The organism is Akkermansia muciniphila (genome assembly GCF_018709685.1).
In the GTDB taxonomy this organism is placed as follows: Bacteria; Verrucomicrobiota; Verrucomicrobiia; order Verrucomicrobiales; family Akkermansiaceae; genus Akkermansia; species Akkermansia muciniphila_E.
The window spans coordinates 53,796-75,544 of record NZ_JABDHQ010000003.1 but is presented as its reverse complement, the minus strand read 5'-3'; the positions used below and the strand labels follow the sequence as shown (position 1 = coordinate 75,544).

Here is a 21,749-nt window from a genome sequence, read left to right as displayed (position 1 = left end):
CAACCCGAATAACGGCAGTCATTCTGGAACAACAAGCCCAATGGAGCATAGCAAAACCGGCATGCATGCAAAGCTCAAAGCTCACATCATCCGACGACTTTCATCAAAAGGCATCGCTCCCATGGGAACATTTCTCGAAATAACTACAGCCGCTATTTTAGGAAAACGCATAAACTTGAAATAGTGGAGATAACACCATTCATGTTGTGGGCTATCTAAAAGAAAGCCCCTCATAAGAGAGACTTCCTGATGTTGCCAGTCCTACACCTGCCACACATCCTCCGGGGGAGGAGTCAACGATACCCCGTCGCCCGGTACGGACATACTGACCATGCGGACACTCCGGCTCAGCCATGCGAACAGTTCCGGGAACTTCTGCTCATTGACATGCATAGGCGGGCGTCCCGGGCTGATGCAGGAAAGCTCCGACAGGTCAGCGCGGCCAATACCGAAAACGAACACACTGAGTTTGCGGGAAGTTGAGAGATCCTTCAATCGTCCCTCCAGCTCCCGGTGCCGGGCGCTGGTCGGAACCCCGTCCGTCATCACGACAAGCCAGGGCTGGTAGAATTCCACCCCGTGTGCCCGGTAGGTACGCTTGCGGCTGTCGAGTTCAGATAGAGCCAATTCAACGGCTTCACCAAGGAGCGTTTCGTTTTCCTGGGATGTGGTGATTTTCAGCTCTGAGTCAGATTCCCGGATCGGACCGAACTCCTTTACTGTTGCTACCGTCCGGGCGAAAGTCATCACTGCTACATCGGCGGCCAGCTTCGCCAGAGGATCGGCGAGAATGTCGCTGACGAACCGCTGAAGCCCGACGTTGAGCTCGTCCATCCGGGTGACGATATTGTCTCCCGTGACGATATTCCAGTTGATCCCGTCGGAGTGCTCCTGACGGAGGATGTGTTGGTTGTCGCCCCGGATAATGCCGTTCATACTGCTGCTGGCATCCAGCAGAAAGAGAACAGGAAGCCGGGCGTTGGCGTTGTTGCCGAACTCGCGCATGGCGGCGAGCTGTTCCTGTTTGTTTGGTTGTGTCGATGATGATATAGACATGGTTTATTCAAGTTAATGGTTGGTGGTTGGATTCCGGGTTGCCTGATTCAATGCGCTACGACGCCGTATGCAGAGCCTGCACAGGGGGCGGGTATGAGATTGCCGTAAACGCCGTGCGACATCGTCAGAAGCCTCCCGGAAGAGAATCCCGCAGTCCGTACAGATGTTGGGTGTCATCTGTACCAGCAGACTTCGGGGTGGGCAGGGACGGTCGTACAGAAGATCCCGGTACATGGGATGACCCCTTCCGCCTCCCGGCTCCATATCCCTGAGGTATTGCAGCAAACAACGCGCCAGATACCCCGGCATGGCGCGTGGACGCAAATCGCGATGCTGGATACAGGTAAGATTGTGACCGAGAGCATCGCGGAGCTTGCGGGGGAGATACGACCAGACATAGCATCCGGGGGTATCGGGCGGGTAGAATCCCGCTGGCGGTCTGTACGAAGCAAACGGATATGGCAGTATGCCCTTTCCGGCGGCTTCCCGCATGTCTCCTTCTCCCCCTTGCCGGGCGAAGGGAGACAGGCCGAGCGTCAGCGTCATGAAGAGCAGGACGGACAGGGCGTAGGCATCGTGGCTGCGGGTGCGGAGGAAGTCTCCGAAGTTGCCGTGAAGTTCCGGTGCCCGGAACCGTTCCGTGCCGACGGAACAGGGATAGTCTTCGATTTGGAAACTATCGACGTCTACCCAACAAGCTGAGCCATCAGAAGAAACCATCACATTGCCGGGATGCAGATCGCCTAGGACGACACCGCAACGGTGCAGCGTATGGACGGATGCCGACAAGTTCAGGCACAGCCTGGTCAGATCGTAACGGTTCCATGAAGGGTACTGTTTCTTCAGCAGCTCCGCATGAAACGCAAACGCCCCGAGCGGAACACCGTCCACCCGGGACATCAGCACGCCGACAAAGCGCTTCAGTTCGTCGTACAGGATCTCGCGCGGCCACGCCACGCACGGGGAACGAATGGGGCGGGAACACATCAGCCTAAGCTTCTGCTCACGCCAACGCATCCGTTTCGTTGGATGGTAGAGCTTGGCAACGAGTGGTGATGCCGATACGGCATGGGCAGTGAAGACGGAACCTTCACCTCCTCCCGCAATGGGTTTTCCCAGAACGATTCGCTTCCCACGGTCTGAGAACAGAACATCCCCGGTCGAGTACTTCCCGCCATTGCCGCAAAGCGTTTCATCCAGCCGCCTTACTTGATGGCGGAGTGCATAGAATGGAGTCATGGGTACATGGCGGCAGGTAATAAGCCGTCACATATAGATGACGCGGAGGGGATAAATTTTTCAATTATGATTGATAAAAAATGGATATGGAAACATTTTATCAATCATATTAGGACATTCATCCTATGTCTTGATTCATGATGCCATTGATCGTGCTCATCAATGAATCAAAAGGCTCCGGTTCATCAAAGAGCATGGCTGAAGTCTGTTCGTAGTCCCTTTGCCATTTTTCTCGCAATTCAAGAGCATCCGGGATCAGTTTCAAATCCGAGGGAAGCAATGTATCGTAATCGACCCATGTCTGCCAATGGTAGAGCTTGCGTTTGTCCCTTACATCGAAGAATAGCTCCTTATCAACATATCCCGCTCGGATAAGGGCTGCCGCATCATAATAGTGGCGTGCCAGCCTGGTCTTGATATTCCATCCTTCATGCGGACGGGTATTATTCTCATGGAGAATGAAACACTTCTCCCAGAATGTTCGGAAAGGGCTAATCGTTCGTACTTCAGTCGAATCTGAAAACTCCGGAAATCCTTCCCCAATGTAAGAATCGACCATCCTGGCTTCGGATGGTTCCGTCTGAGCTCTCCCGCTCAATTCGATTTTGACAAAAGGACGAATGTAGAGGCTTTCATTCTGTCCGAACAAGGATGGATAATGGATTAAGAGGACAAATGGATCACGGGCCGTGGACAGATCTTCCAACTCGATATGCACATTCTTGATTCCCATTTCTTTCATCCTCTCCTCCATGAGAGGCTGGAGAACATGCTCCATTATCCTCCGGTAGTGGGGGCGAATCTTACGCAATTTAGCATCCCTCTGGCTGGCCGATTGAAACGCTGCCGGCTTATCTTCTTCACCCAGTTCAGCGAAGAAACAAGGAGATAACGCAACATCGATATCCTCAGAGAAACGGCGTATGATCTTGTACGCTTTGGAGAGGGACGTTCCGCCTTTGAAGCATAGATAAGGATTCAAGAAGTCTTCCTGAAAAAGAATATTCAGAGCCCGGCATACCCAGAAATCCTTTTCAACAATAGAAGGAATGATACCTAGCTACTCGCCAATGTAGCGGCACAGGAATATTCGATCTTCGGATGGGAGACCAAGGAAATCACTCATGAGAGACAGGGGGCGCTATGACTTGTTGTAGAATGGGGCGCATCCATACAGGAACAAGATCCATATCACGAGATAATTGTTCCTTTTCCGTATCGGAAAGCCGCTTGGTTAATTGAGTGACAACAAAATCACGATCTATCGACTTCCTGCCCAGCGAGCGCAACGCTTGAACGGCCAATCCCGTAATACTCCCCGACAGGCGCATCAGTTTCGGAGATGTCTTCTTGAAGCGGAGTTTCCATCCACCTACGTGAACCGTTGCAGAAGGTCGATCCGTCAAATACTCGTACCGCCCGGCCATTTGGTCGGAAAGCCACAAAGCGTTAGCGGCATGGATTCCATTAGGTAAAAGACGAGCTTCATTTTTCCTTGCCCAGGCTTTCGCTACCTGTTCCGGGTCAGTTGGTACAGGCAGATTAAATCTCTTGTTGGTCGCCAGGATCTCATAAATACCTGGAAGGATACGCTTGAGCTCGCCATCCCTTGCCATGCGAGAAAGCGCTTGATCTACTGCTGTCCTGGGCCAGAACGCAAGAAAATCGGAAGAAGTAATAATCTCTCCTTTTGCCTTCTCGGAAAATATTTTTTCCCTCAGCTGGCTCTTGATGCTCCCCTTCATGATTAAAAAGTATTGTTTATCTGACTAAAATGACTGGGGCAAAGATCAACTAACCGCATCCGGGATGATAGAAAGGTATGCTTCAGCATCCTTACGGGAAACACCCTGCCTGTAGTGGGATTCGGTCATCTGCGTTCCACTATGTCCCATCCAGCGGGCAACATCCGGCAAGGGATGGAGAGCTGCCTGATAGGAAGCGAATGAGTGTCGCAACGCATTCTTTGGTATCGTGATGCCGGCTTTGGCTGCCAGCTGGTCCAGGCGATAGCCATATCTGAGTTCGTCATCCCGGGTCATTGGCTCCCATTCGCCTACGGCCAGCCATGCCTTGATTTGCGGGGAGGTGGGTATGTAACGATCCTTCGTTTTCCCCTTGGGTCCCTTCGCGATCTCACGCGAAACAAAGATATCGTCATGTCCATCCGGTTTGTCCTTGTATTGAACAACCTCTGAACGTCTTAGCCCGCACAATCCCTGTAGGACAATACGGGAAAGCATGGGGCGGTCATATTTTAATGCCGCCTCAAGCAATTTCCGGAATTCGTCCGGGGTAAGAATCCCGATGGAGATGTGATCCCTGGAAGGAGCGACGGTCAAGGAGACCGGGTTTTTCTGAATCAGATCGTGCTGAATGGCCCAGAGGAAAAAGGCATTCAGCGTACCGCGGTACCTGTATTTGCTGGTATTCGAGAGGGACTTTCCCTGATACCGGAACGAATCCAGTTTGTCATTGATTTCGGCGGCGGTGATTGATGACAACTCCCGGTTGGTCCAGCCTTGCTGCCATTTATCGAGTTCATGAAGGACGTTCTTATGGTGGGCCGGCTGGCATTGGCCCCGATCCAACATCAGCTGCCTCTCCTTTCGATACTGAGCCATGGCGTCATCCAGAGATATACCCGCCGGGGGTGGTTTCGGGGCAGTAATGTCAACATGATCAGCAATGACGCTTAATTGTGATCCGAGTAAATCCTTGATTTCCTGCTCTTTGGTATCCGTGAGAGCATCTTTCCACCACGAAAGGAGGATCAGTTGCAAATGCCTTCACCTCTTCCGGATCTTCATGCTGGTACAAATATTGAAGCGTATGTTGCAGAAGGTTGTTGTTCTTTCCAAATTTTCTCCACAAGCGGATAACGAACATTTCGACCACGGATTCTCCCTCTGCAACCATATTGAATATTGCCAGGGCATCGTCGATATGCCCCTTGTCATACATATCGTAGAGAGCCCGGGCTTCGTCGTAATCGCGAAAGGTGCGCTCTTTCCATTCTCCCGTGTCCTTGTCAACAAAGCGGAGCCGCCAGACTGAAGGGCGACCTTTCTTCTTCACTTCAGTGAGTTTGACTTTGCTGCCATATCGGCCTTTGGCATGCTTCCTCTTCATGTAACGAGAGTAATGGTTTACAGAAAAAGCTTCAAGACGAATTAGGGGACAAACTGGGGGACATATTCGTAAATTGTTTACAATGAATAAAATTGTCTAGATTCAGGTTCTAGTGGGGGTTCCCCCGTGAAGGTTCGAGTCCTTTCGGGCGCACCAAACAAGGCCCTGCAAGTTAACTGCTTGCAGGGCCTTACTGGTTTTTTGGGGAAGAGCATGTTGGTTTTTATTGCGTGGGTGCCGGAAGATTGAAACGGCTTGGTGAAGGCTGGTTTTGCAGGCAGTGGAATGAACGCGGAGGGCGCCGGATTTGTCTTGTAGTCCATAGGAAGCTTTCATCCCATGTTCCCCGTTAAACGTTTTATCTTTTCCGCCTCCCTTGTTTTATTCCTTGCATGCGCTTTCGCTTCATCCGGTGATGCGGAGGCGAAGATTGAAGACGTCGCCTCGTTCAAGGGAGCGCAGGTGACCGGAGTGACGGTGACGGACAAGGGCCGGATTTTTGTCAATTTCCCCCGCTGGCGGGAGCATATTCCATGTTCGGTGGCGGAGGTAGGAAAAGACGGCAGCTACACCCCTTATCCGGATGAAAAGACCAACCGGTGGGAAAAGGGGATGCCCGGGGCCGGGGATGCGTTTGTGTGCGTGCAGTCCGTGGTTGCGGACGGGGACAGGCTTTACGTGATTGATACCAAGAATCCCATGATCGGCAAGACCGTCGCCGTTCCCACGCTGTACGTGTATGACCTCCATACGGACAAGCTTGTCAGGAAGTACCTCCTCGCGGAGTCCACCAGGCCGGGCTCTTATGTGAATGACCTGCGCGTGGACCGCGGACATGGCAAAATTTATTTTACGGATTCCAATGATCCGGGCCTGATCGTGCTGGATATGGAGAGCGGAGAGAATTACCGCATGCTGGACCGTCACCCTTACACCACAGCGGAACAGGACCACATCACCGTCGGCGGCAGGAGGCATGACGGGAAAGTCCATTCAGACGGGATTGCCCTGGACCGGAAGAACGGCATTCTTTATTTCCACGCCCTGACGGGTAAGACCTTGTACGGGATTCCGACAAGCCAGCTCATTGGCCGTCATGTGGATGAAGGGAAGATTTCATCCATGAAGACGCCTTTCCCGGATGGGATGATCATGGATGACCGGGGCAATTTGTACATGGGGGACCTGGAGAAGAGCCGCATCGTTTACGTCACTCCGGACCGCAGGGAGATCAAGGTGCTGGCGTCCGGGGACGGCATCAGCTGGCCTGATACGTTCAGCATCCATGACGGCTATCTTTACTTCACCAATTCCCGCATCCAGGAGGCCACGGGGGATATTTCCAATATGGAGTTCACGCTGAAAAGGGTGAAATTGCCGGAATGAACGGTTTTTATCGCCCCCGGGATTGTCCGGACCGGGTTGGCGGGTGCGGTTCATATTCCTTTACATGAACGGGCGCCGGGGCTATGGTCCCCGCGTTTTTCAGGAAGGCAATGATTCTTTTCAACTGTGATTACAGTGAGGGCGCCCATGCGGATATTCTCCGCAGACTGGCGGAAACGAATATGGAACAGACCGCCGGGTATGGGGAGGACCCCTATTGCGCGCAGGCCAGGGAACTGATTGCCGGGTTGTGCGGCAGGACGGACCTGGATATTCATTTCCTCATCGGCGGAACCCAGACCAATTTCACGGTGATTGCGGCCGCGCTGCGCCCCCATCAGTGCGTGCTGTGTGCGGATGCGGGCCATATCAACGTTCATGAATCCGGCGCCGTGGAGGCTTGCGGCCACAAGGTTTCCGCCATTCCCACCCCGGACGGAAAGCTCACGGCCCGGCAGATTGAGGAGGCATGGCATGCCCATTGGGACGACGAGACCCATGAGCACATGCCGCAGCCCCGGATGGTTTATATTTCCCAGCCGACGGAGCTGGGGACCATTTATTCCCGGAGAGAGCTTGAAGAGATTTCCGATGTCTGCCGCCGCAGGGGACTGTACCTGTACATGGACGGCGCGCGCCTGGGCTACGGCCTGTGTGATGAAGACAATGATCTGGATTTGCCGGGGATTGCCTCCCTCTGCGACGCCTTTTACATTGGCGGCACCAAGGTCGGCGCCCTGTTCGGGGAAGCCCTGGTCCTGCGCCATGATGCCCTGAAGGAGGATTTCCGCTACATCATGAAGCAGAAGGGCGGCCGCCTTGCGAAAGGGAGGCTGCTGGGCATCCAGTTTCTGGAGCTGTTCCGGGACGGCCTTTATTTCCGGCTGGCCGCCCATGCGGACCGCCTGGCCGTGATGCTGCGGGATTTCTGCCGTTCCAGAGGGCTTGTGCTTCCCGTTGCCAGCGGAACGAACCAGCAGTTTGTCACGATGCCCGATTCCGTTCTGGATGAATTGAGGAAGAAGTACGGCTTTGCCTACCTCCGCCGGGTGGATGAAACCCACAGCACGGTGCGTTTCTGCACCAGCTGGGCCACACGGGAGGAAGACGTGCGGGAGTTGATGGAGGATATCGCCCGCCTGTGCTGAAATTCCCCTCCTGCCGGAGATGCCGGAAGGTACGGGGAGGGGCTTTTCCGCGTCCGTTTGCAGAGAAGTATTTTTTGTCTTTCCGGGGCGCAAAGGATAAGTCATGATGCGTCTATGTCCTTAACAGTGCGACAGGAATGGCAGGGGCGGATTTCCCGCTTGCAGTGGCTGCTGAATGCCGTGATAACGGTGGAGTGCCTCTGCATCCCCTTTTTTGCCGCCGGGGCGGTGGTGGGGATGGCGTGGTACGGCGGCCGCAGGCTGGGGGAGGACTGGGGCTGGCTGGCGGGAATTTCCCTTTCCGCCGCTGTTTTATTTCTGGCGGCATGGGGCTGGATGCGGCTCCGGGGACGTTTTTTCAGCAGGCGTGATGCGGCGGCTTTTCTGGATGAACAGATGGGACTGCACGCGGCGTTGAGCGCCGGAGAGGAATGGGGGAATTCCGTAGAGAGTTCCGGAGAAGCCGTAAGGAGGAAGCCCGTGCTCCGTGTGCGCTCCGTGCGGTGCCTGGGCTGGCTGGCGGGAGGCGCGGCGCTGATGGCCTGCGGGGCTCTTCTGCCGCTGCCCGTTCAGCAGGTTGTGCAGCAGCTTCCGGATCTGCCGCCCGTCCTGGCCCAGGTGGAGGAAGCCCTGGACCGCATGGCGGAGATGGAGAGTGTGGACGGGAAGAGCCTGGAGCCTTTCCGGGAGCAGTTGGAGGATTTGAAGCAGATGTCCCGGAATGAGTTGTATTCCCACGCGGGGCTGGAAGCGGCGGACGCCCTGAAGGGGAAGACGGCGGCGGCCGTTGCCGGGTTGTCCAACCAGATGTACCAGGCGGATTCCGCGCTGTCCCTGCTGGACAGCAGGAATGGCGCGTCCAGCCCGGAGGCGATGCAGTCCCTCCAGGAGGCCTTGAAGGGGATGGAGTCTCTCCCGCTTCAGCCGGGCGGCATCATGAGCCGCCAGCTTCAGGAGCTGCAGGCCTCCCTGCCTTCCCGGCAGATTGACCCGGAGACGGCCCGCCGCCTGAAGGAGCAGCTGGAACGCGCCGCCCAGCAGCTGCGGAGCATGTCCGGGCAGTGCGGCATGTCCCTGATGGCGTCTCCGGATGAGAATTCCGTGGTGAAGTCCGGGAACGGAGAGGGGGATGGAACTGAACCGGGCTCCGGAGGCGTGAGCCGCGGGCGCGGAGACGCTCCCCTGACTTTTGGCATGGAGGAGCGCAAGCAGCTTGATATGGTTGGAAGCGGTCCAGCTGCGCTTCCGGCAGGGGAAAGGTGCCCTCCAGTTCAATGGGGTTCTGGGTGGCGAGGACGAAAAAGGGATGCGGCAGGGCATGGGTTTCCCCCATCACGGTGACGCGGCGCTCCTGCATGGCTTCCAGCAGGGCGGACTGGGTCTTGGGGGAAGCGCGGTTGATTTCATCCGCCAGCATGATGTTGGCGAAGACCGGACCTTCCTGGAAGACGAAGGTTTTTGCCCCGTTCATTTCCTGGAGGACGGGAGTGCCCGTGATGTCCCCGGGCAGCAGGTCCGGCGTGAACTGGACGCGGCGCGCCGTGAGGGCCAGCGCCCTGGAGAGCCCCTTGACCAGTTCCGTCTTGCCCAGGCCGGGCAGCCCTTCCAGCAGGATGTGGCCGCGCGCCAGCACGCCGATGAGGACGAGTTCAATGAGGTCTTCCTTGCCGAACAGCACCTGGTTCATGGCGGCGGCCAGGGCGTCAAGCTTTCTTACGGCATGGCCGAGTTCTTCCTGGGAGAGAGAGGGGAGGGTATTCATGGGGAACTGCCGGATGACCGCGGCTTTTTGGAAAAAAGCCCGGGGAGTTGTTAGAGTTTTGCGTGAACTTACTCCATGCGTCCGGTAATCCGCAAGCAGAAAAGGCGGGACCTGTTAATTTTCAGGAATATGAAGGAAAAGAAGTCCGGCGCGGATTTTGCTGTAAACGGCTTTGCCGTGGTGTAACGTTGCTTCTGTTGAAACAAAGGCGCTTCCCGCGCTGTAATATCACTGCCATGGATCCCGTACTCTCTCCGGACAACAAACGTATTTATGTGGTGGACGCCCTGCGCGGCTTTGCCGTGATGGCGATCATGCTGCTGCATTTCCTGGAGCATTTCATCTACAATTCCTACCCCGTGGCTTCCTCCCCGGTGATGGAGGCGGCCAACCAGCAGTTCAAGGAGGTCTTCTTCTTCCTGTTCGCCGGAAAGTCCTACACCATATTCGCGCTGTTGTTCGGGTTCACCTTTGCCATCCAGTACCGCAACCAGGCGCGGAAGGGACGGGACTTTGCGGGCAGGTTCGTTTGGCGCATGTGCCTGCTGGTGGTGTTCGCCTGCCTGAACGCGATGTTCTTTCCGGGAGGGGACGTGCTGCTGACCTTCGCCATTGCGGGGCTTCTGCTGGTGCCGTGCCGCCGCTTGAAAACCTCCGCGCTGGTGCTCCTGTCCCTGTTCTTCCTGGCGCAGCCCCTGGAATGGGCGTATGCGGCAGCGCAGTGGGTAAATCCGGGCTGGGCGCCGCCCTCCCTGTCCGTGGCGGAATCATACGCCTCCCTGAAAGCCGCGGTGGATACGGGCAACTTCTGGGTGATGGCCAGGGAGAACCTGACCGTGGGCCAGTGGGCCAGCCTGGCGTGGGGCATTGAAGCCGGGCGCCTGATGCAGGCCCCGGGCCTGTTCCTGCTGGGCTTTGTGCTGGGAAGGCAGGATTTCTTTTTGCAGAATGACGGAAATGCCGTGTTCTGGACCCGCGGGTTGCTTCTTTCCCTGGCCGGGGCCGTAGCGTTTTACGTGGTGATGTCCCTTCCCGGGCTGCCTGCTCCGCTGCATACCGTGTTCAGCATGTGGCACAACGTCTGCTTTACCGGCCTGTGGGTGGCCGGATTCGTCCTGCTGTACCGGCTGGAATATTTCCGGAAAGTGACGGTGCCGCTGCTGACCTACGGGCGCATGAGCCTGACCAACTACGTTTCCCAGTCCATGATCGGCTCCCTGATCTTCTTCCCGTATGCGCTGGGGCTGGCCCCCTATTGCGGGTACCTGGCCAGTTTTGTGATCGGCTGCGCCGCCATGGCGGCGCAGATATGGTTCTGCCGCTGGTGGCTGGAACGCCACCGCTACGGGGTGCTGGAAGGATGGTGGCACCGGGCCACCTGGATGGATGCCGGAAAGGCCGCCAAACGGGAAGCCCGGTAAAAGCGCGGACTATTTGGCCGGAACCTGATCGTAAAAGACAAGGGACGCTTTTTCCAGCGTGTGCTGCCAGAGGTGAAACCCCACCTGGGCGGCAGGCGTATCCGGCGTTACCGGCAGGGAAGCCGTATCCAGCGCGTAAACGGTGACCAGGTACAGGTGCCAGCCGTGGCCCGGGGGCGGGAAACTGCCGCTGTAGCCTGTGAATCCGGCGTCATTGCGGATCTGGACAACCTGTTCCGGCATCAGGCGGGTGGCCGGGTTTCCGGCATCCGCGTGCAGTTCCCGGACGGAGGCGGGAATGTTGACGGCCAGCCAGTGCCAGAAGCCGCTTCCGGTGGGCGCGTCACGGTCATGGATGGTGACGGCAAAGCTCTTTGTTTCTTCCGGCGGATTGGTCCAGAAGAGCTGGGGGGACTGATTGGCTCCTCCAATGCTGGTGTGCCGGTTGACAGGCGTGGCGACGCCGCCCAGGTCCTTGCTGTGAAGTGTGAATGATGAAGGCATAAGGTCTGGAGTCCATTCCCGGGGCATCCGTTCAAAATGCGACGGTTTGAGAGGCGTTGCGGAGGTAGCCTGATGCCTGGGCGCCCGGCGTCTTTTCCCGCATGCCTGCGATCCATTCCCCTTTGATTTTTTCTTCCCGGCCGTGTTCTGCCACTCCCCCCGGTGCGGGAGCGGGCGCATCCCTTCTCAAACCGCCGGGAAGGGCGGGGAGGGATTGAGGGGAACGCTGTATCTTGCCCTTGTTCCAGTGTTCCGGGAGCATGAAGCCGATGGGAGGCCGCTCCGTTTTCAACCGTTCCCGCGCTGTTCCGCCATGGCGGGCACGGGGCCGTTCCACATGGCGCTTTCTTTTAAGAGGCGGATGTAGTATGCATGGCGCATGGAAGGGCGGACGGACATAGGCGGCTTTTTCGGTCTGGAACTGCCGGAATACGGCAATTTCCCGCAATGGCATCCTGGCCGGAGCGTAGCCGTGAATTCCGGCAGGCGCGCACTGGAGCATATCCTACGCCGTCTGGGAGATGTGCGGCGCGTCCATGTTCCCCTGTATACGTGCCCGGCGGCGCTGGAACCGATGGAACGGCTCCGGGTGCCCGCCGTCTTTTACCGCCTGGACGAACGCCTGGAGCTGGAGAAGCTGCCGGAACTGGAGGAGGGGGAATACCTGCTGTACGCAAATTACTTCGGCATCAAGGAGAAGTATGTGGACCTGCTGGCCTCCCGGTATGGAGGGAGGCTGATTGTGGACAATGCGCTGGCCCTGTATTCCCCGCCGCGTTCCGGGGCGTGCGCCCTGTACAGCCCGCGCAAATTTTCCGGGCTGCCGGACGGGGGTATTGCCGTCATGGGGGCCGGGGATCCGCTGCCGGAGCCGGAGGAACGGGATGAATCCCTGCCGGACGCCGCCTTCCTGCTGGAATGGCTGGAACATGGGCCGGAGGGGGCGTCTGCGGCCTGCGGGCGCAACGAGGAGCGTTTGCGGAACGCCCCCTTGCGCAGGATGTCCCGTTTGACGGAACGTTTGATTGGCGGCATTGACTATGAGCGGGCAAGGCTCCGGCGCATGGAGAACTTCCGGTTTCTGCACGAAAGGCTGGGGCCGTTGAACCGGCTGTCCGTGGACCTTGATTCCGTGTCCGGGCCTTTCTGCTATCCGTTTTGGACGGCTTTTCCGGAATTGAGAAACGCTCTGATTGATGAACGCATCCTGGTTCCCCTGCTGTGGCCGGAGGTACTGGAACGGGCTCCGGCGGACAGCCTGGAATGGAAGCTGGCGCTGCATCTGCTGCCGCTGCCCGTGGACCAGCGCTGCGGTCCGCAGGACATGGAGCGCATGGCGCGGGCGGTGGAGGCGTTTTATTCCTGAAAGGGAGGAATAAACTTTTTTGTTAGAGATGGAATAAGGCGTTGACGGTGTGGGGTAGCTTATCTAACATTTCCGCATGTCCGACTACCTCTCTTCTTTGGGCTACCCTTTCCGGGGGCGCCCCATGGTGTTTATTTTTGGAGTGCTTATTATATGGGCCATGTATTTGGCTTCATGGGCTTCCCTCATTGGCCTGATTGCCAATTTCTGCTTCCTGCTGCCCTTCATGGGCGTCTTTTTCATGAAGATGGTGCAGCAGTCCGCCATGGGTGAGGAGGAAATCTGCCTTTTCCCGGAGCTGGAGGACTGGCTGGACAGCATGATGATGCCTTTCATTCAACTGGTGGCGTGCATGGTGGTGTCTTCCCTGCCTCTGGTTATTTACCTGAACGTGGCGGACTGGGATTTGGACGGCCCCCTGGCCTGGCTTTTCATTGCGGCGGGGGCGGTGTACTTCCCGGGAGCGTTCATGAGAACAGCCGTTCTGGAAAGTTTTTCCGGGCTTTCACCCGTGGGCTGGTGGATGCTGGTCCGGAGGGCGCCCCTGGCCTATGCCGGGGTGCTTGCCGCCATTGGCGCAGGAGGATGGGTGATCCTGAACCTTCCTTCCGGTCTGCTGCTGGATTTTGTCATGGCCCCCGTGAAGCTCTACGTCACCTGCGTGCTGATGAACGTGTGCGGCCTCTTCATGCTCAAACATGAATTTGCCGAAGAAGGGGAAGAAGACGACTTTTCCATCTCCGGCCCGGCTTGAGGCCGCCCCCGTTCCGGCGTGCCGGGGGGACGCTTGCTCAATTGCGCGCACGACAGTGCGAAAGGCTGCGGATGAAATTGCAGAGGGTAGGGACCTGCGGCCCCGCACCAATGACGGTCACTGCGGGAGTGGTGAAGGATGATGGTTTGTTCTTGAGAAAGTGGTTGCAGGGGCGTTTCCCTGCATAAATGAGGTGGGCGGAAACCAGGTTCCCTTTTCCCGGGCCGCGTGCGGAATCCGGTGCTGGGAGACGTTGCGGAGGCGGTGGACTGTCAAAGTACGTCCTCCGCTGAACGGAGGGGCGCGGAAGAAATGTCTTATCCGTTAAAGGTTGTCCGTTTCCGTGCAGGATGTTTCCGGCAGTATGCCGGAATGCGGCGGCGGAAATGGACGTTATCTGAATTCAAGGTCATGAATGTAGCCATTACGGGATCCAGCGGATTTATCGGCAGCCATTTATCCAGCCGCCTGGCGGTGCTGGGGCACCAGGTCACGCCCTTGTGGCGCTACCTCTTCACGCAGGACAGCGTGGACTGCCTGGCAGAAGCCCTGGCGGGGTGCAATGCCGTCATCAATCTGGCCGGGGCGCCCATCGACCGGCGCTGGACGGATGATTACAAGAAGGAGCTGGTGGAAAGCAGAATCATGACCACCCGCAAGCTGGTGGAAGCGGTCAACCGCCTGCATGAGCCGCCGGAAGTGATGATTTCCACTTCCGCCGTGGGGTACTACAGCCCGTCCGGGTGCCATGGTGAGAAGGATGACCCAACGGCGGATTCCTTTCTGGCGGAATTATGCCTGGCCTGGGAAAAGGAGGCTGAGCTGGTGAACGGCTCCGTGCGGCTGGTCCGCACCCGGTTTGGCGTGGTTCTTTCCCCGGATGGCGGAGTCCTGCCCAGAATGGTGAGGCCCGCCCGGTTCGGCATCACGGCTTCCGTAGGGGACCCGGACCATTCCTTCTCCTGGGTGGCCCTGGAGGACCTGGTGGACGCCCTGATCTTCATCATGGGGAAGGGAGACATCTCCGGCCCGGTCAATGTGACGGCCCCGGAACGCACCACCAACCGCGAATTCTACAAGGCCGCCGCGGAGCATTTCCACACCCGCCTGTCCATCCATGTGCCGGACGCCGTTCTGCGCCTGCTGATGGGGGAGGCTTCCCAGGTGATTACCCGCGGGCAGTGCGCCGTGCCGGAAACGCTGCTGCGGGAGGGATTTGAATTTCAATATCCGGATATCCGCACTTTTTTCAACAAGGCATTCCCCGACAAATCATGAGCATCATCCAAACCATCTTCACTTCACTGTTTCCCGGCCATTCCGTCAAGACGGCTCCCATGCCGGATTTCAACCTGGAACGTTACCTGGGGGACTGGCATGAAATTGCCCGTCTGGAAAACTGGTTTGAGCGCGGGCTGCGCAAGGTGACGGCCCGGTACGACCACGGAGAAAACGGCACCGTTTCCGTTACCAACAGCGGCTATGACGTCCGCACCGGGGAGCGGAAGGAGGCTCATGCGCGGGCCGTGGTGGCGGATGCCCCCAACCATTTGAAAGTATACTTCGTGCCCCTGGTGTACGGACGGTATGAAGTGGCTTTTCTGGATGAGGATTACAGCCGCGCCGTGGTTTCCGGCGGCTCCCTCAATTACCTGTGGCTGCTGGCCCGGAGGCCGCAGCTTGATGACGGCGAACTTCAGCCCATGCTTCATTGCGCGGAGGAACTGGGGTACGATACCTCCCAGTTGATTTACAGCAATTCCCCGTCTTCCCAGGAGCATGCCGTGGGGCGGGATTTGTGAGGGTTGCAGTCCGTGAACCGGGAAGAAGCGGCAGCTTGATGGAAAAGCTGTGTTCCGTTATGGGAAAAACGCCTTCGCTCCGTTCCGGGGAAATACAACTGTGAAGGCCGGGAAGCCGGGCGTGCCCGGTTGGACGGAATGCGAAGCATGAAGCCCGCGGTGCCGGGGAATCTGGAAGATGAACGAATCAAACCTTCTCCCAGTTGGCCGTGTTTTGTTCAAACCGTGGGAAAACAGTCCTTCCGCCGCGTCCTCTGATGGTTGCTCTGCCGGGAACCGGGGGGTGATTCATTGGCCTTTCAAACTTTTTCCCTGTTGCCTCTTCTCCGTCCACATCTTTTAAAAAACGCGGCTATCCGGTTAAAAGCGCTTGCAATCGTCCCGCGGACGGCTATGTTGTCATTCATCCAAACATTGGATGTTTGGATGAATTCTACTTAAAGAAGGAGTAACAATGGATATTATTCATGATAACGCCGCTGATCTCAGCGCTTTGAACGGCAAGACCGTTGCCGTGATCGGATATGGCGCCCAGGGCCGCGCCCAGGCTCTTTGCATGCGTGACTCCGGTGTGAACGTGATTATCGGCGTTCGCCCCGGCAAGTCTTTTGACGCCGCCACCCAGGACGGTTTCCAGGTGATGACCGTAGCTGAAGCCGCCGACAAGGCGGACATCATCCACATTCTGCTGCCTGATGAAAGCCACGGCGCCGTGTATGAAGCTGAAATCAAGCCCTATCTGAAGGCCGGCAAGACGCTTTGCTGCTCCCACGGCTTTGCCTACGTGTTCAACACCATCGTTCCTCCCGCGGACGTGGATGTGATCATGGTGGCCCCCAAGGGCCCGGGCACGGAAGTGCGCCGCGTGTTTGAAGAAGGCTTCGGCTGCCCCGGCCTGATCGCCGTGCACCAGAACCCCTCCGGCAATGCCCGCAACGTGGCCCTTGCCATGGCGAAGGCTGAAGGCCTGACCCGCGGCGGCGTGCTAGAATGCACCATGGCCCAGGAAACGTATGAAGACCTCTTCGGTGAACAGAACGTGCTGTGCGGCGGCATTGTGGACCTGATGAAGTACGGCTTTGAAACCCTGACGGAAGCCGGGTATCCGCCGGAAATGGCTTACTTTGAATGCGTGCATGAAGCCAAGCTGATCGTGGACCTGATTTACACGGGCGGCATCCAGAAGATGAATTCCGTGATTTCCAACACCGCTGAATTCGGTGAATACTACAACGGCCCGCAGATCCTGCCCGCCGATGTGAAGGAACGCATGAAGGAATCCCTCAAGCGCATTGAATCCGGCAAGTTCGCCAAGGACTGGCTGGAAGAAGCCGCCAAGGGCGCGCCCAACCTCAAGGCCAAGCGCGAAGCCCTGGGCCAGCACCCGGTGGAAATCGTGGGCGCCAAGATTCGCAGCCTGTTTGAAAGGAACTAAGGTTTCTTTTGACTCTTTCACGGGCCGTTCCGCCGTATTCCGGAGGAACGGCCCGCATACAACCCGGACTTCCCCCGGAAGCCCGCCATCTTTCAGTTTATGGACAATTCCCTCCCGGCCGTCAATGTGGAGAACGCCAGAGTGTTTCTGGGCGGACATGAAATCCTGCACAATATTTCCTGGCAGGTGCAGCGCGGAGAACGCTGCTTCATCCTGGGCGCGAACGGCGCCGGGAAAACGACGCTGGTCAAGGTGCTGATGGGGTTTGCCTGGCCTCTCTTCGGCGCCAAGGTCCAGGTGCTGGGCAAGACCTTCGGGCAGGTGAACCTGCTGGAACTGCGCAAATCCATTGCATGGGTGAGTCCGTTCATGCACAAATGGCTGGAGGACGGAGCCTGGAGCGGGCGCGACATGGTGCTTTCCGGCCCCGACGGGACGATCGGCCTGCTGAGAGAGCCTACGCCGGAAGAGGAGGAAAAAGCCGCCGGGATCATGCAATCCCTGAAGGCGGAGCATCTGATGGACAGGCCTGTGGTGGCCATGTCTTCCGGGGAGCAGGTGAAGGTGCTGATTGCACGCGCCCTGATGACGAACCCGGAGCTGATGATCCTGGACGAGCCCAGCGTTTACCTGGACCTGGCCGGGCGGGAATTCTTGCTGAACACCATTGAGGAGCTGGCGGAGACGCGGCCTGATCTGACCATCGTGTTCATCACCCAGCGCATTGAGGACATTCTGCCCGTCTTCAACCGGGGCATGATTTTAAAGTCCGGCGAGATTGTGGCGCACGGAAGCCGGGACGAGGTGCTGACGGAGGAAAACCTGAAAGACGCCTTTGAGCTGGATATCCAGCTGATCAAGACGGAAAAGGGGCGCCTCTGGACCGTTATCCGTTAACTTTTCATGAAGAAAGCCAAGAAAATGGAGTTGAAGAAGCCTGTAAGGGTGTCTCTGTCCCGCCAAGTGCTCACCGCCATGGAATCCATGATACGCTCCGGCAAGTGGAAGGTGGGGGACCGCATTCCCGCAGAGCCGGAACTGGCGCGGGCCTTCTCCGTCAGCCATAATACCATCCGGGAAGCCCTGCAATCCCTGATTCACATGGGAATGCTGGAAGCGCGGCCCGGAGACGGCACCTACGTGATGGCGTCGGACCGGTTTGCCGTAGCGGTAAGCAACCGCCTGAAGGAATCGGAACTGCCCCAGATTCTGGAGGCCCGCCTGGCGCTGGAAAAGGAGATTGCGCGGCTGGCCGCCGTTAAAAGGACGGAGGAGGATTTGAAGGAGCTGGAAAGCTCCCTGAGGGATTGCCATGCCAGGGTAAGGCCGGGCATTGAGGACGACATGCTGTTCCATGCCGCCGTGGCCCGCGCCACGCATAACCCGGTGCTGGCGGAATTGTACAACGTGGTTGTCCGCCATGTGCAGGAGAATCTGGAAGGGCTGCTGGAGGAGAAGCAATATGACACCGGCGCCATGAAGCTGCATGACGACCTGCTGGATGCCATCCGGAAGCGGGAGGCGGACACCGCGGAAAACATCATTGTGAAGATCGTGGAATTTGACACTGTCAGCATAAGCGGCCAGTTCCGCGCCTGATGGCTGTGTGCTTTGCCGCTTGATCCGGCAGTTGATTCGGCGCCAGGAAGTCCGGGCGTCTTCCGCGTGATGGAGGACGCCGTTTTTGCGGGAAGCGGACACCACTCCGGAAAGGGAGGGAAGAGTGCTCGTAATTTATTAAGGGTGATTAAGATTTTTAACTTTTTCTTTACATCCGCAAACAAATAAATTACCTGGATAGGACAACAACTTGCCAGATGCCTCTACCATGTTGTCTCTGTTTCAAATACGTTCGGTTTCCCTGATGTTGATGGTCCACTGGTTTGGCGTTTTTGCACAAGCTGTGGAAGATATGCCTGATGAGGTACAGGCGCTGGAAATCAAGTCGGAAACGACGCTGTGTTCTGCCGATTTCTATATTGCCAGGGAACAGGGGAAGGATGTGGATGAAAAGACGGATAAGGAGCGGAAAAAACTGGGCATGGGTGAAGATGTAGTGTTGACCTTGGCCGGAAAACCCAAGGGGGATATTTCCCAACTGCAGTGGAAGGTTACCAAGGGGAAAGAATTGGCCTCTTTTTTTGACAAAACGGAAGGGAAGACGAAGGTGGTATTGACGGTGAATAAGCGGATACAAAAGAAGGGAGAGGTGGAAGTCACCGTCACCACAAGTGAAGGCCTGGAAAAAACCATTGCCTTTGAGATTCTTGTGCCAACCAAACTGACGGCAGCCGTTCCCGTTAAATCCAGTCTTCCGAGTGATCCCAATATCGTTGTTGTGGCGGCGGATGTCAAACTGACGGTAGAGCCTACGGAGGTGAGTTTTAAAAACATCAAACTAATTGAGCGCGATGGAGGGTTGACCTATGTCATGCCGGACCCGCCTCCCGATCCCCAGAAAGGTGAAATAAAGTTGGGCGTACCGCATACGGGTCATGGATGCGATGACGCCAGGATCATTGAACTAAATAATTCGTTGATTGATCAGGTGGCTTATGCGGCGTATTATAACACAGTATGGGGCGCTAAACTGCCGCAGGAATGGTTCTGGACCTGTGATTGGAAAGTGCATGATGGAGATGGAGGCAAGGAGTCTGCCAACGACGATATTTTCAAAGTAGGGACCGTGGAGCAGAGATTCAAAGTTGAATATATGAAATTTGAGGCAATAGATGGCGAGATTAAAGAAGTCCAGATTGCCATCAGGAAATTCGGGCGCGCCATCTCCTATGATTTATACAATCACCAAATGAATTATGAATATGTCTGGAAATAATCTGATGAACCTGTTTGTCTGCGTTGCCGTGTTGTTCTGCGCGGCTGCGCTGGGGCATGCCATTCCTGCACCGGCATGCATGGACCCGTTTAAATCTCCTCCTGCGGAGCTGTCCGGCTTGCGGGAAAAGCTGAAGCAGGGGAAGCTGAGGGAGTTTTATGCCGGGACGCACGCCCTGCTGGGCCGATGTGAATCCGTTGACAATAAACAGATCACGAGGGAGGAGCTGGCGCTGCAGCTCTGGCTGTTCCATGACATTGCCTCCGCGCCCCTGTATCCCGCGGACTACGATAAGGCCACGCCGGAGAGCATTTTTGACAATAAGGACCAGGATATCAAACATTACATGCTGTCCTTCCTCTACGTGATGAGCCGAGACGCTGCGCCGATGGCGCGCCGCCTGCATCTGCGGGGCAAGACGCTGTCCGACTTGCTGGCCACGTACGCTGCTGCTACCTATGCGCAGTTCCGGAGCCATTATGATCCGGATTTGGAGGCGAAGCATGAGGCCCTGAAGAAGTCGTTTATTCCGTTGAACCGGAAGTACGTGGAAGAAGAGTTCAAGAAGAAGGAGATCGGCAGTCTGGTCAACCCCCAGTACCATGTCTTCCTCAACAAGCTGGGAGTAAACGATACCCGGAATAGAAGGCTGGAGCATTATCTTTCCGATTGCTGGATGGAGGAGTTTGTGGAAATGCTGGTGAATCTGTTTCCTGGACAAAGTGGGGCGGTAAAGAACTACCTCCGGATGGCGGGGTACGCGGACAAGGAAATTCCGGACTTGATCAACCGGACATTGGGGCGGACCCCGGCTACGGAATTTTTATACAAAGGAATGCCGAAGGATGTACAAAAGGCAAAACCGTGAATATCAATATGCCCCCCTCCGCGGGCAGCCTTTGAAGGTAAGAGAGCTGATGGAGTGAAGAGCATAGCTGTCTCTGGGGAGCGCCTTCCGTATAAGCAAAAGCCATTCATGGGAAAGGTTGGCTTGTTCTTTTTCCGGACGAATGGCAGCGTTGTTTCATCCCCCTTGAAAGAGGCGATTCCGGTGAAAGGGTGGCGGTGAAATAGATGGTAACAGGATGATTTTTATGCTTTGCAGGGTATGAAAGTTTGTTAGAGTTCCGGGCATGACTACCCCTGTTGAATTGAAGTGCCCGAAGTGCGGCGCCCTGCTGGCGATGGAAGATGTGAATATGGCCACGGATATGGCTTTATGCCGCGCCTGCAATAAGATAAGCAGGTTTTCAGACCTTGTGCAGGAGGAACGGGATGAGGAAATCCTTGATTCTATTCCCCGGCGCATGAGCGTGGTAAAAACGGCGCGGGGACTGGAAGTGACTTATAAGAAGCCGAAGGGCGCCGGATTTTTCTTTTTGCTGTTTTCCGTGATATGGAATGCCATTACGTATAGCATCCTGTTTGCGATGATGGGGAAAATGACCCATGAGGGTTTATTCGGGCAATTGTTCCTGATTCCTTTCGTCCTGGTTGGATTCGGCACGTTGCTGGGCGCCGTTTATGTGCTGTTCGGCCGCATGACGCTGACTCTGACGCCGGGCAGGGGAGAGCTGTTCCGCGGAGTGGGGAGCCTGGGCCGCCGCCAGCAGTTTCTTCTGGCGAAGGATGCCCGCGTTTCCATTGAGGCGAGCAACATGCAGCAGAATCATAAAGTGCTGAACAAGATTGTGGTGGATCAGCCGGACGGCAAGCCGTTCGAGTTCGGCACGGGTATCGCGGAAAAGGAAGCCCAGCAGTATGTAGCGGCCCTTCTGCGGCAGATGAGGGGGTAGGGCCGCAGTTCCGGCAGGGCGCTGGTTTTGAAGAAAGGCGGGAGAAAAGGGAGGGGCAGGGACTGCCGTGACCGCATTTGAAATGTGCGGGCCATGGGATTCTCCGGAAGAA

Annotated in this window: 22 protein-coding genes and 1 pseudogene; 14 read left to right on the top strand and 9 right to left on the bottom strand. The window is 56.7% G+C overall.

All coding sequences use genetic code 11. The features are described 5' to 3' along the window. Positions 1–261 precede the first annotated feature (261 nt). The 6 genes from HHJ06_RS03060 to HHJ06_RS03035 all read right to left on the bottom strand — a co-directional run bounded on the left by HHJ06_RS03060 (position 262) and on the right by HHJ06_RS03035 (position 5,427). On the bottom strand, positions 262–1,056 hold the full coding sequence (locus tag HHJ06_RS03060) for a vWA domain-containing protein (RefSeq protein WP_215427482.1): 795 nt from the start codon (positions 1,054–1,056) through the stop codon (positions 262–264). Between the two features lie 12 nt (positions 1,057–1,068). Then, positions 1,069–2,295 carry a hypothetical protein gene (locus HHJ06_RS03055; protein WP_215427480.1) on the bottom strand — a complete coding sequence of 409 codons (1,227 nt, stop codon included), beginning with the start codon at positions 2,293–2,295 and terminating at the stop codon, positions 1,069–1,071. A 118-nt stretch (positions 2,296–2,413) separates the two neighbouring features. Continuing rightward, entirely contained in the window at positions 2,414–3,298 is an 885-nt protein-coding gene (locus HHJ06_RS03050; RefSeq protein ID WP_343206591.1) for a nucleotidyl transferase AbiEii/AbiGii toxin family protein, read from the bottom strand. A gap of 115 nt (positions 3,299–3,413) precedes the next feature. Next, positions 3,414–4,040: a DUF6088 family protein gene (locus HHJ06_RS03045; protein WP_215427478.1), complete on the bottom strand. Its 627-nt coding sequence runs from the start codon at positions 4,038–4,040 to the stop codon at positions 3,414–3,416. 45 nt (positions 4,041–4,085) lie between these two features. Further along, positions 4,086–5,078 carry a tyrosine-type recombinase/integrase gene (locus tag HHJ06_RS03040; protein WP_215427477.1) on the bottom strand — a complete coding sequence of 331 codons (993 nt, stop codon included), beginning with the start codon at positions 5,076–5,078 and terminating at the stop codon, positions 4,086–4,088. Then, positions 4,978–5,427 (bottom strand): hypothetical protein, encoded by a 450-nt coding sequence (locus tag HHJ06_RS03035; protein WP_215427475.1) that lies wholly within the window; start codon positions 5,425–5,427, stop codon positions 4,978–4,980. Before HHJ06_RS03035 ends, HHJ06_RS03040 begins: the two co-directional genes overlap by 101 nt. A 339-nt stretch (positions 5,428–5,766) precedes the next feature. Here HHJ06_RS03035 and HHJ06_RS03030 point away from each other — a divergent pair, with 339 nt between their 5' ends. From HHJ06_RS03030 to HHJ06_RS03020, 3 genes are all read left to right on the top strand, one after another. Then, positions 5,767–6,813: an L-dopachrome tautomerase-related protein gene (locus tag HHJ06_RS03030; protein ID WP_215427473.1), complete on the top strand. Its 1,047-nt coding sequence runs from the start codon at positions 5,767–5,769 to the stop codon at positions 6,811–6,813. A gap of 110 nt (positions 6,814–6,923) precedes the next feature. Next, positions 6,924–7,961, top strand: a complete 1,038-nt coding sequence (locus HHJ06_RS03025) for a threonine aldolase family protein (RefSeq protein ID WP_215427471.1) — start codon at positions 6,924–6,926, stop codon at positions 7,959–7,961. Positions 7,962–8,075: 114 nt separating this feature from the next. Beyond that, the gene (locus tag HHJ06_RS03020; protein ID WP_215427686.1) at positions 8,076–9,302 is read left to right on the top strand and encodes a hypothetical protein; all 1,227 of its coding nucleotides are present in this window, start codon (positions 8,076–8,078) and stop codon (positions 9,300–9,302) included. Here the strand turns inward: HHJ06_RS03020 and HHJ06_RS03015 are convergent. Next, positions 9,187–9,723 (bottom strand): annotated as a pseudogene (locus tag HHJ06_RS03015) (AAA family ATPase); the annotation flags it as partial. The gene HHJ06_RS03020 and the pseudogene HHJ06_RS03015 overlap by 116 nt on opposite strands. Positions 9,724–9,959: 236 nt before the next feature. On the opposite strand from HHJ06_RS03015, the gene HHJ06_RS03010 reads away from it, so the two are divergent. Beyond that, positions 9,960–11,144 carry a DUF418 domain-containing protein gene (locus HHJ06_RS03010; RefSeq protein WP_215427469.1) on the top strand — a complete coding sequence of 395 codons (1,185 nt, stop codon included), beginning with the start codon at positions 9,960–9,962 and terminating at the stop codon, positions 11,142–11,144. Positions 11,145–11,153: 9 nt separating this feature from the next. Here HHJ06_RS03010 and HHJ06_RS03005 read toward each other — a convergent pair whose 3' ends face one another. Next, complete coding sequence (locus tag HHJ06_RS03005; protein ID WP_215427467.1) at positions 11,154–11,648, bottom strand: YbhB/YbcL family Raf kinase inhibitor-like protein; 495 nt, start codon at positions 11,646–11,648, stop codon at positions 11,154–11,156. 31 nt (positions 11,649–11,679) lie between these two features. Further along, on the bottom strand, positions 11,680–11,985 hold the full coding sequence (locus tag HHJ06_RS03000; RefSeq protein ID WP_215427464.1) for a hypothetical protein: 306 nt from the start codon (positions 11,983–11,985) through the stop codon (positions 11,680–11,682). A gap of 42 nt (positions 11,986–12,027) precedes the next feature. Here HHJ06_RS03000 and HHJ06_RS02995 point away from each other — a divergent pair, with 42 nt between their 5' ends. The 10 genes from HHJ06_RS02995 (at position 12,028) to HHJ06_RS02950 (ending at position 21,637) form a co-directional block, all read left to right on the top strand. After that, entirely contained in the window at positions 12,028–13,014 is a 987-nt protein-coding gene (locus HHJ06_RS02995) for a hypothetical protein (protein ID WP_215427462.1), read from the top strand. A gap of 76 nt (positions 13,015–13,090) precedes the next feature. Then, positions 13,091–13,768: a hypothetical protein gene (locus HHJ06_RS02990; RefSeq protein WP_215427460.1), complete on the top strand. Its 678-nt coding sequence runs from the start codon at positions 13,091–13,093 to the stop codon at positions 13,766–13,768. A gap of 411 nt (positions 13,769–14,179) precedes the next feature. Beyond that, the gene (locus HHJ06_RS02985; protein ID WP_215427458.1) at positions 14,180–15,046 is read left to right on the top strand and encodes a TIGR01777 family oxidoreductase; all 867 of its coding nucleotides are present in this window, start codon (positions 14,180–14,182) and stop codon (positions 15,044–15,046) included. Further along, a complete protein-coding gene (locus HHJ06_RS02980; protein WP_215427457.1) occupies positions 15,043–15,570 on the top strand; it encodes a lipocalin family protein in 528 nt (175 codons plus the stop codon). Before HHJ06_RS02985 ends, HHJ06_RS02980 begins: the two co-directional genes overlap by 4 nt. Before the next feature lie 454 nt (positions 15,571–16,024). Next, positions 16,025–17,005 carry a ketol-acid reductoisomerase gene (gene ilvC / locus HHJ06_RS02975; RefSeq protein WP_215427455.1) on the top strand — a complete coding sequence of 327 codons (981 nt, stop codon included), beginning with the start codon at positions 16,025–16,027 and terminating at the stop codon, positions 17,003–17,005. Positions 17,006–17,104: 99 nt separating this feature from the next. Next, positions 17,105–17,902, top strand: coding sequence for an ABC transporter ATP-binding protein (locus tag HHJ06_RS02970; protein WP_215427453.1), 798 nt, complete (start codon positions 17,105–17,107; stop codon positions 17,900–17,902). Between the two features lie 6 nt (positions 17,903–17,908). Continuing rightward, entirely contained in the window at positions 17,909–18,604 is a 696-nt protein-coding gene (locus HHJ06_RS02965) for a FadR/GntR family transcriptional regulator (RefSeq protein ID WP_215427451.1), read from the top strand. A gap of 229 nt (positions 18,605–18,833) precedes the next feature. Next, complete coding sequence (locus HHJ06_RS02960) at positions 18,834–19,841, top strand: hypothetical protein (protein ID WP_215427449.1); 1,008 nt, start codon at positions 18,834–18,836, stop codon at positions 19,839–19,841. Next, positions 19,828–20,709 (top strand): hypothetical protein, encoded by an 882-nt coding sequence (locus HHJ06_RS02955; protein WP_215427447.1) that lies wholly within the window; start codon positions 19,828–19,830, stop codon positions 20,707–20,709. The genes HHJ06_RS02960 and HHJ06_RS02955 overlap by 14 nt, the downstream gene beginning before the upstream one ends. Before the next feature lie 265 nt (positions 20,710–20,974). Next, entirely contained in the window at positions 20,975–21,637 is a 663-nt protein-coding gene (locus HHJ06_RS02950; RefSeq protein ID WP_215427445.1) for a hypothetical protein, read from the top strand. Positions 21,638–21,749 lie beyond the last annotated feature (112 nt).

What these genes read in the sequence shown, in the direction of transcription:
- HHJ06_RS03060 (WP_215427482.1), bottom strand. Translation starts at nt 1,056, where the DNA reads ATGTCTATATCATCATCGACACAACCAAACAAACAGGAACAGCTCGCC.
- HHJ06_RS03030 (WP_215427473.1), top strand. Translation starts at nt 5,767, where the DNA reads ATGTTCCCCGTTAAACGTTTTATCTTTTCCGCCTCCCTTGTTTTATTC.
- HHJ06_RS03010 (WP_215427469.1), top strand. Translation starts at nt 9,960, where the DNA reads ATGGATCCCGTACTCTCTCCGGACAACAAACGTATTTATGTGGTGGAC.
- ilvC (WP_215427455.1), top strand. Translation starts at nt 16,025, where the DNA reads ATGGATATTATTCATGATAACGCCGCTGATCTCAGCGCTTTGAACGGC.
- HHJ06_RS03055 (WP_215427480.1), bottom strand. Translation starts at nt 2,295, where the DNA reads ATGACTCCATTCTATGCACTCCGCCATCAAGTAAGGCGGCTGGATGAA.
- HHJ06_RS02990 (WP_215427460.1), top strand. Translation starts at nt 13,091, where the DNA reads ATGTCCGACTACCTCTCTTCTTTGGGCTACCCTTTCCGGGGGCGCCCC.
- HHJ06_RS03005 (WP_215427467.1), bottom strand. Translation starts at nt 11,648, where the DNA reads ATGCCTTCATCATTCACACTTCACAGCAAGGACCTGGGCGGCGTCGCC.
- HHJ06_RS02985 (WP_215427458.1), top strand. Translation starts at nt 14,180, where the DNA reads ATGAATGTAGCCATTACGGGATCCAGCGGATTTATCGGCAGCCATTTA.
- HHJ06_RS02970 (WP_215427453.1), top strand. Translation starts at nt 17,105, where the DNA reads ATGGACAATTCCCTCCCGGCCGTCAATGTGGAGAACGCCAGAGTGTTT.
- HHJ06_RS03035 (WP_215427475.1), bottom strand. Translation starts at nt 5,427, where the DNA reads ATGAAGAGGAAGCATGCCAAAGGCCGATATGGCAGCAAAGTCAAACTC.
- HHJ06_RS02995 (WP_215427462.1), top strand. Translation starts at nt 12,028, where the DNA reads ATGGAAGGGCGGACGGACATAGGCGGCTTTTTCGGTCTGGAACTGCCG.
- HHJ06_RS02960 (WP_215427449.1), top strand. Translation starts at nt 18,834, where the DNA reads ATGTTGTCTCTGTTTCAAATACGTTCGGTTTCCCTGATGTTGATGGTC.
- HHJ06_RS02980 (WP_215427457.1), top strand. Translation starts at nt 15,043, where the DNA reads ATGAGCATCATCCAAACCATCTTCACTTCACTGTTTCCCGGCCATTCC.
- HHJ06_RS03025 (WP_215427471.1), top strand. Translation starts at nt 6,924, where the DNA reads ATGATTCTTTTCAACTGTGATTACAGTGAGGGCGCCCATGCGGATATT.
- HHJ06_RS03045 (WP_215427478.1), bottom strand. Translation starts at nt 4,040, where the DNA reads ATGAAGGGGAGCATCAAGAGCCAGCTGAGGGAAAAAATATTTTCCGAG.
- HHJ06_RS02950 (WP_215427445.1), top strand. Translation starts at nt 20,975, where the DNA reads ATGACTACCCCTGTTGAATTGAAGTGCCCGAAGTGCGGCGCCCTGCTG.
- HHJ06_RS02965 (WP_215427451.1), top strand. Translation starts at nt 17,909, where the DNA reads ATGAAGAAAGCCAAGAAAATGGAGTTGAAGAAGCCTGTAAGGGTGTCT.
- HHJ06_RS02955 (WP_215427447.1), top strand. Translation starts at nt 19,828, where the DNA reads ATGTCTGGAAATAATCTGATGAACCTGTTTGTCTGCGTTGCCGTGTTG.
- HHJ06_RS03020 (WP_215427686.1), top strand. Translation starts at nt 8,076, where the DNA reads ATGTCCTTAACAGTGCGACAGGAATGGCAGGGGCGGATTTCCCGCTTG.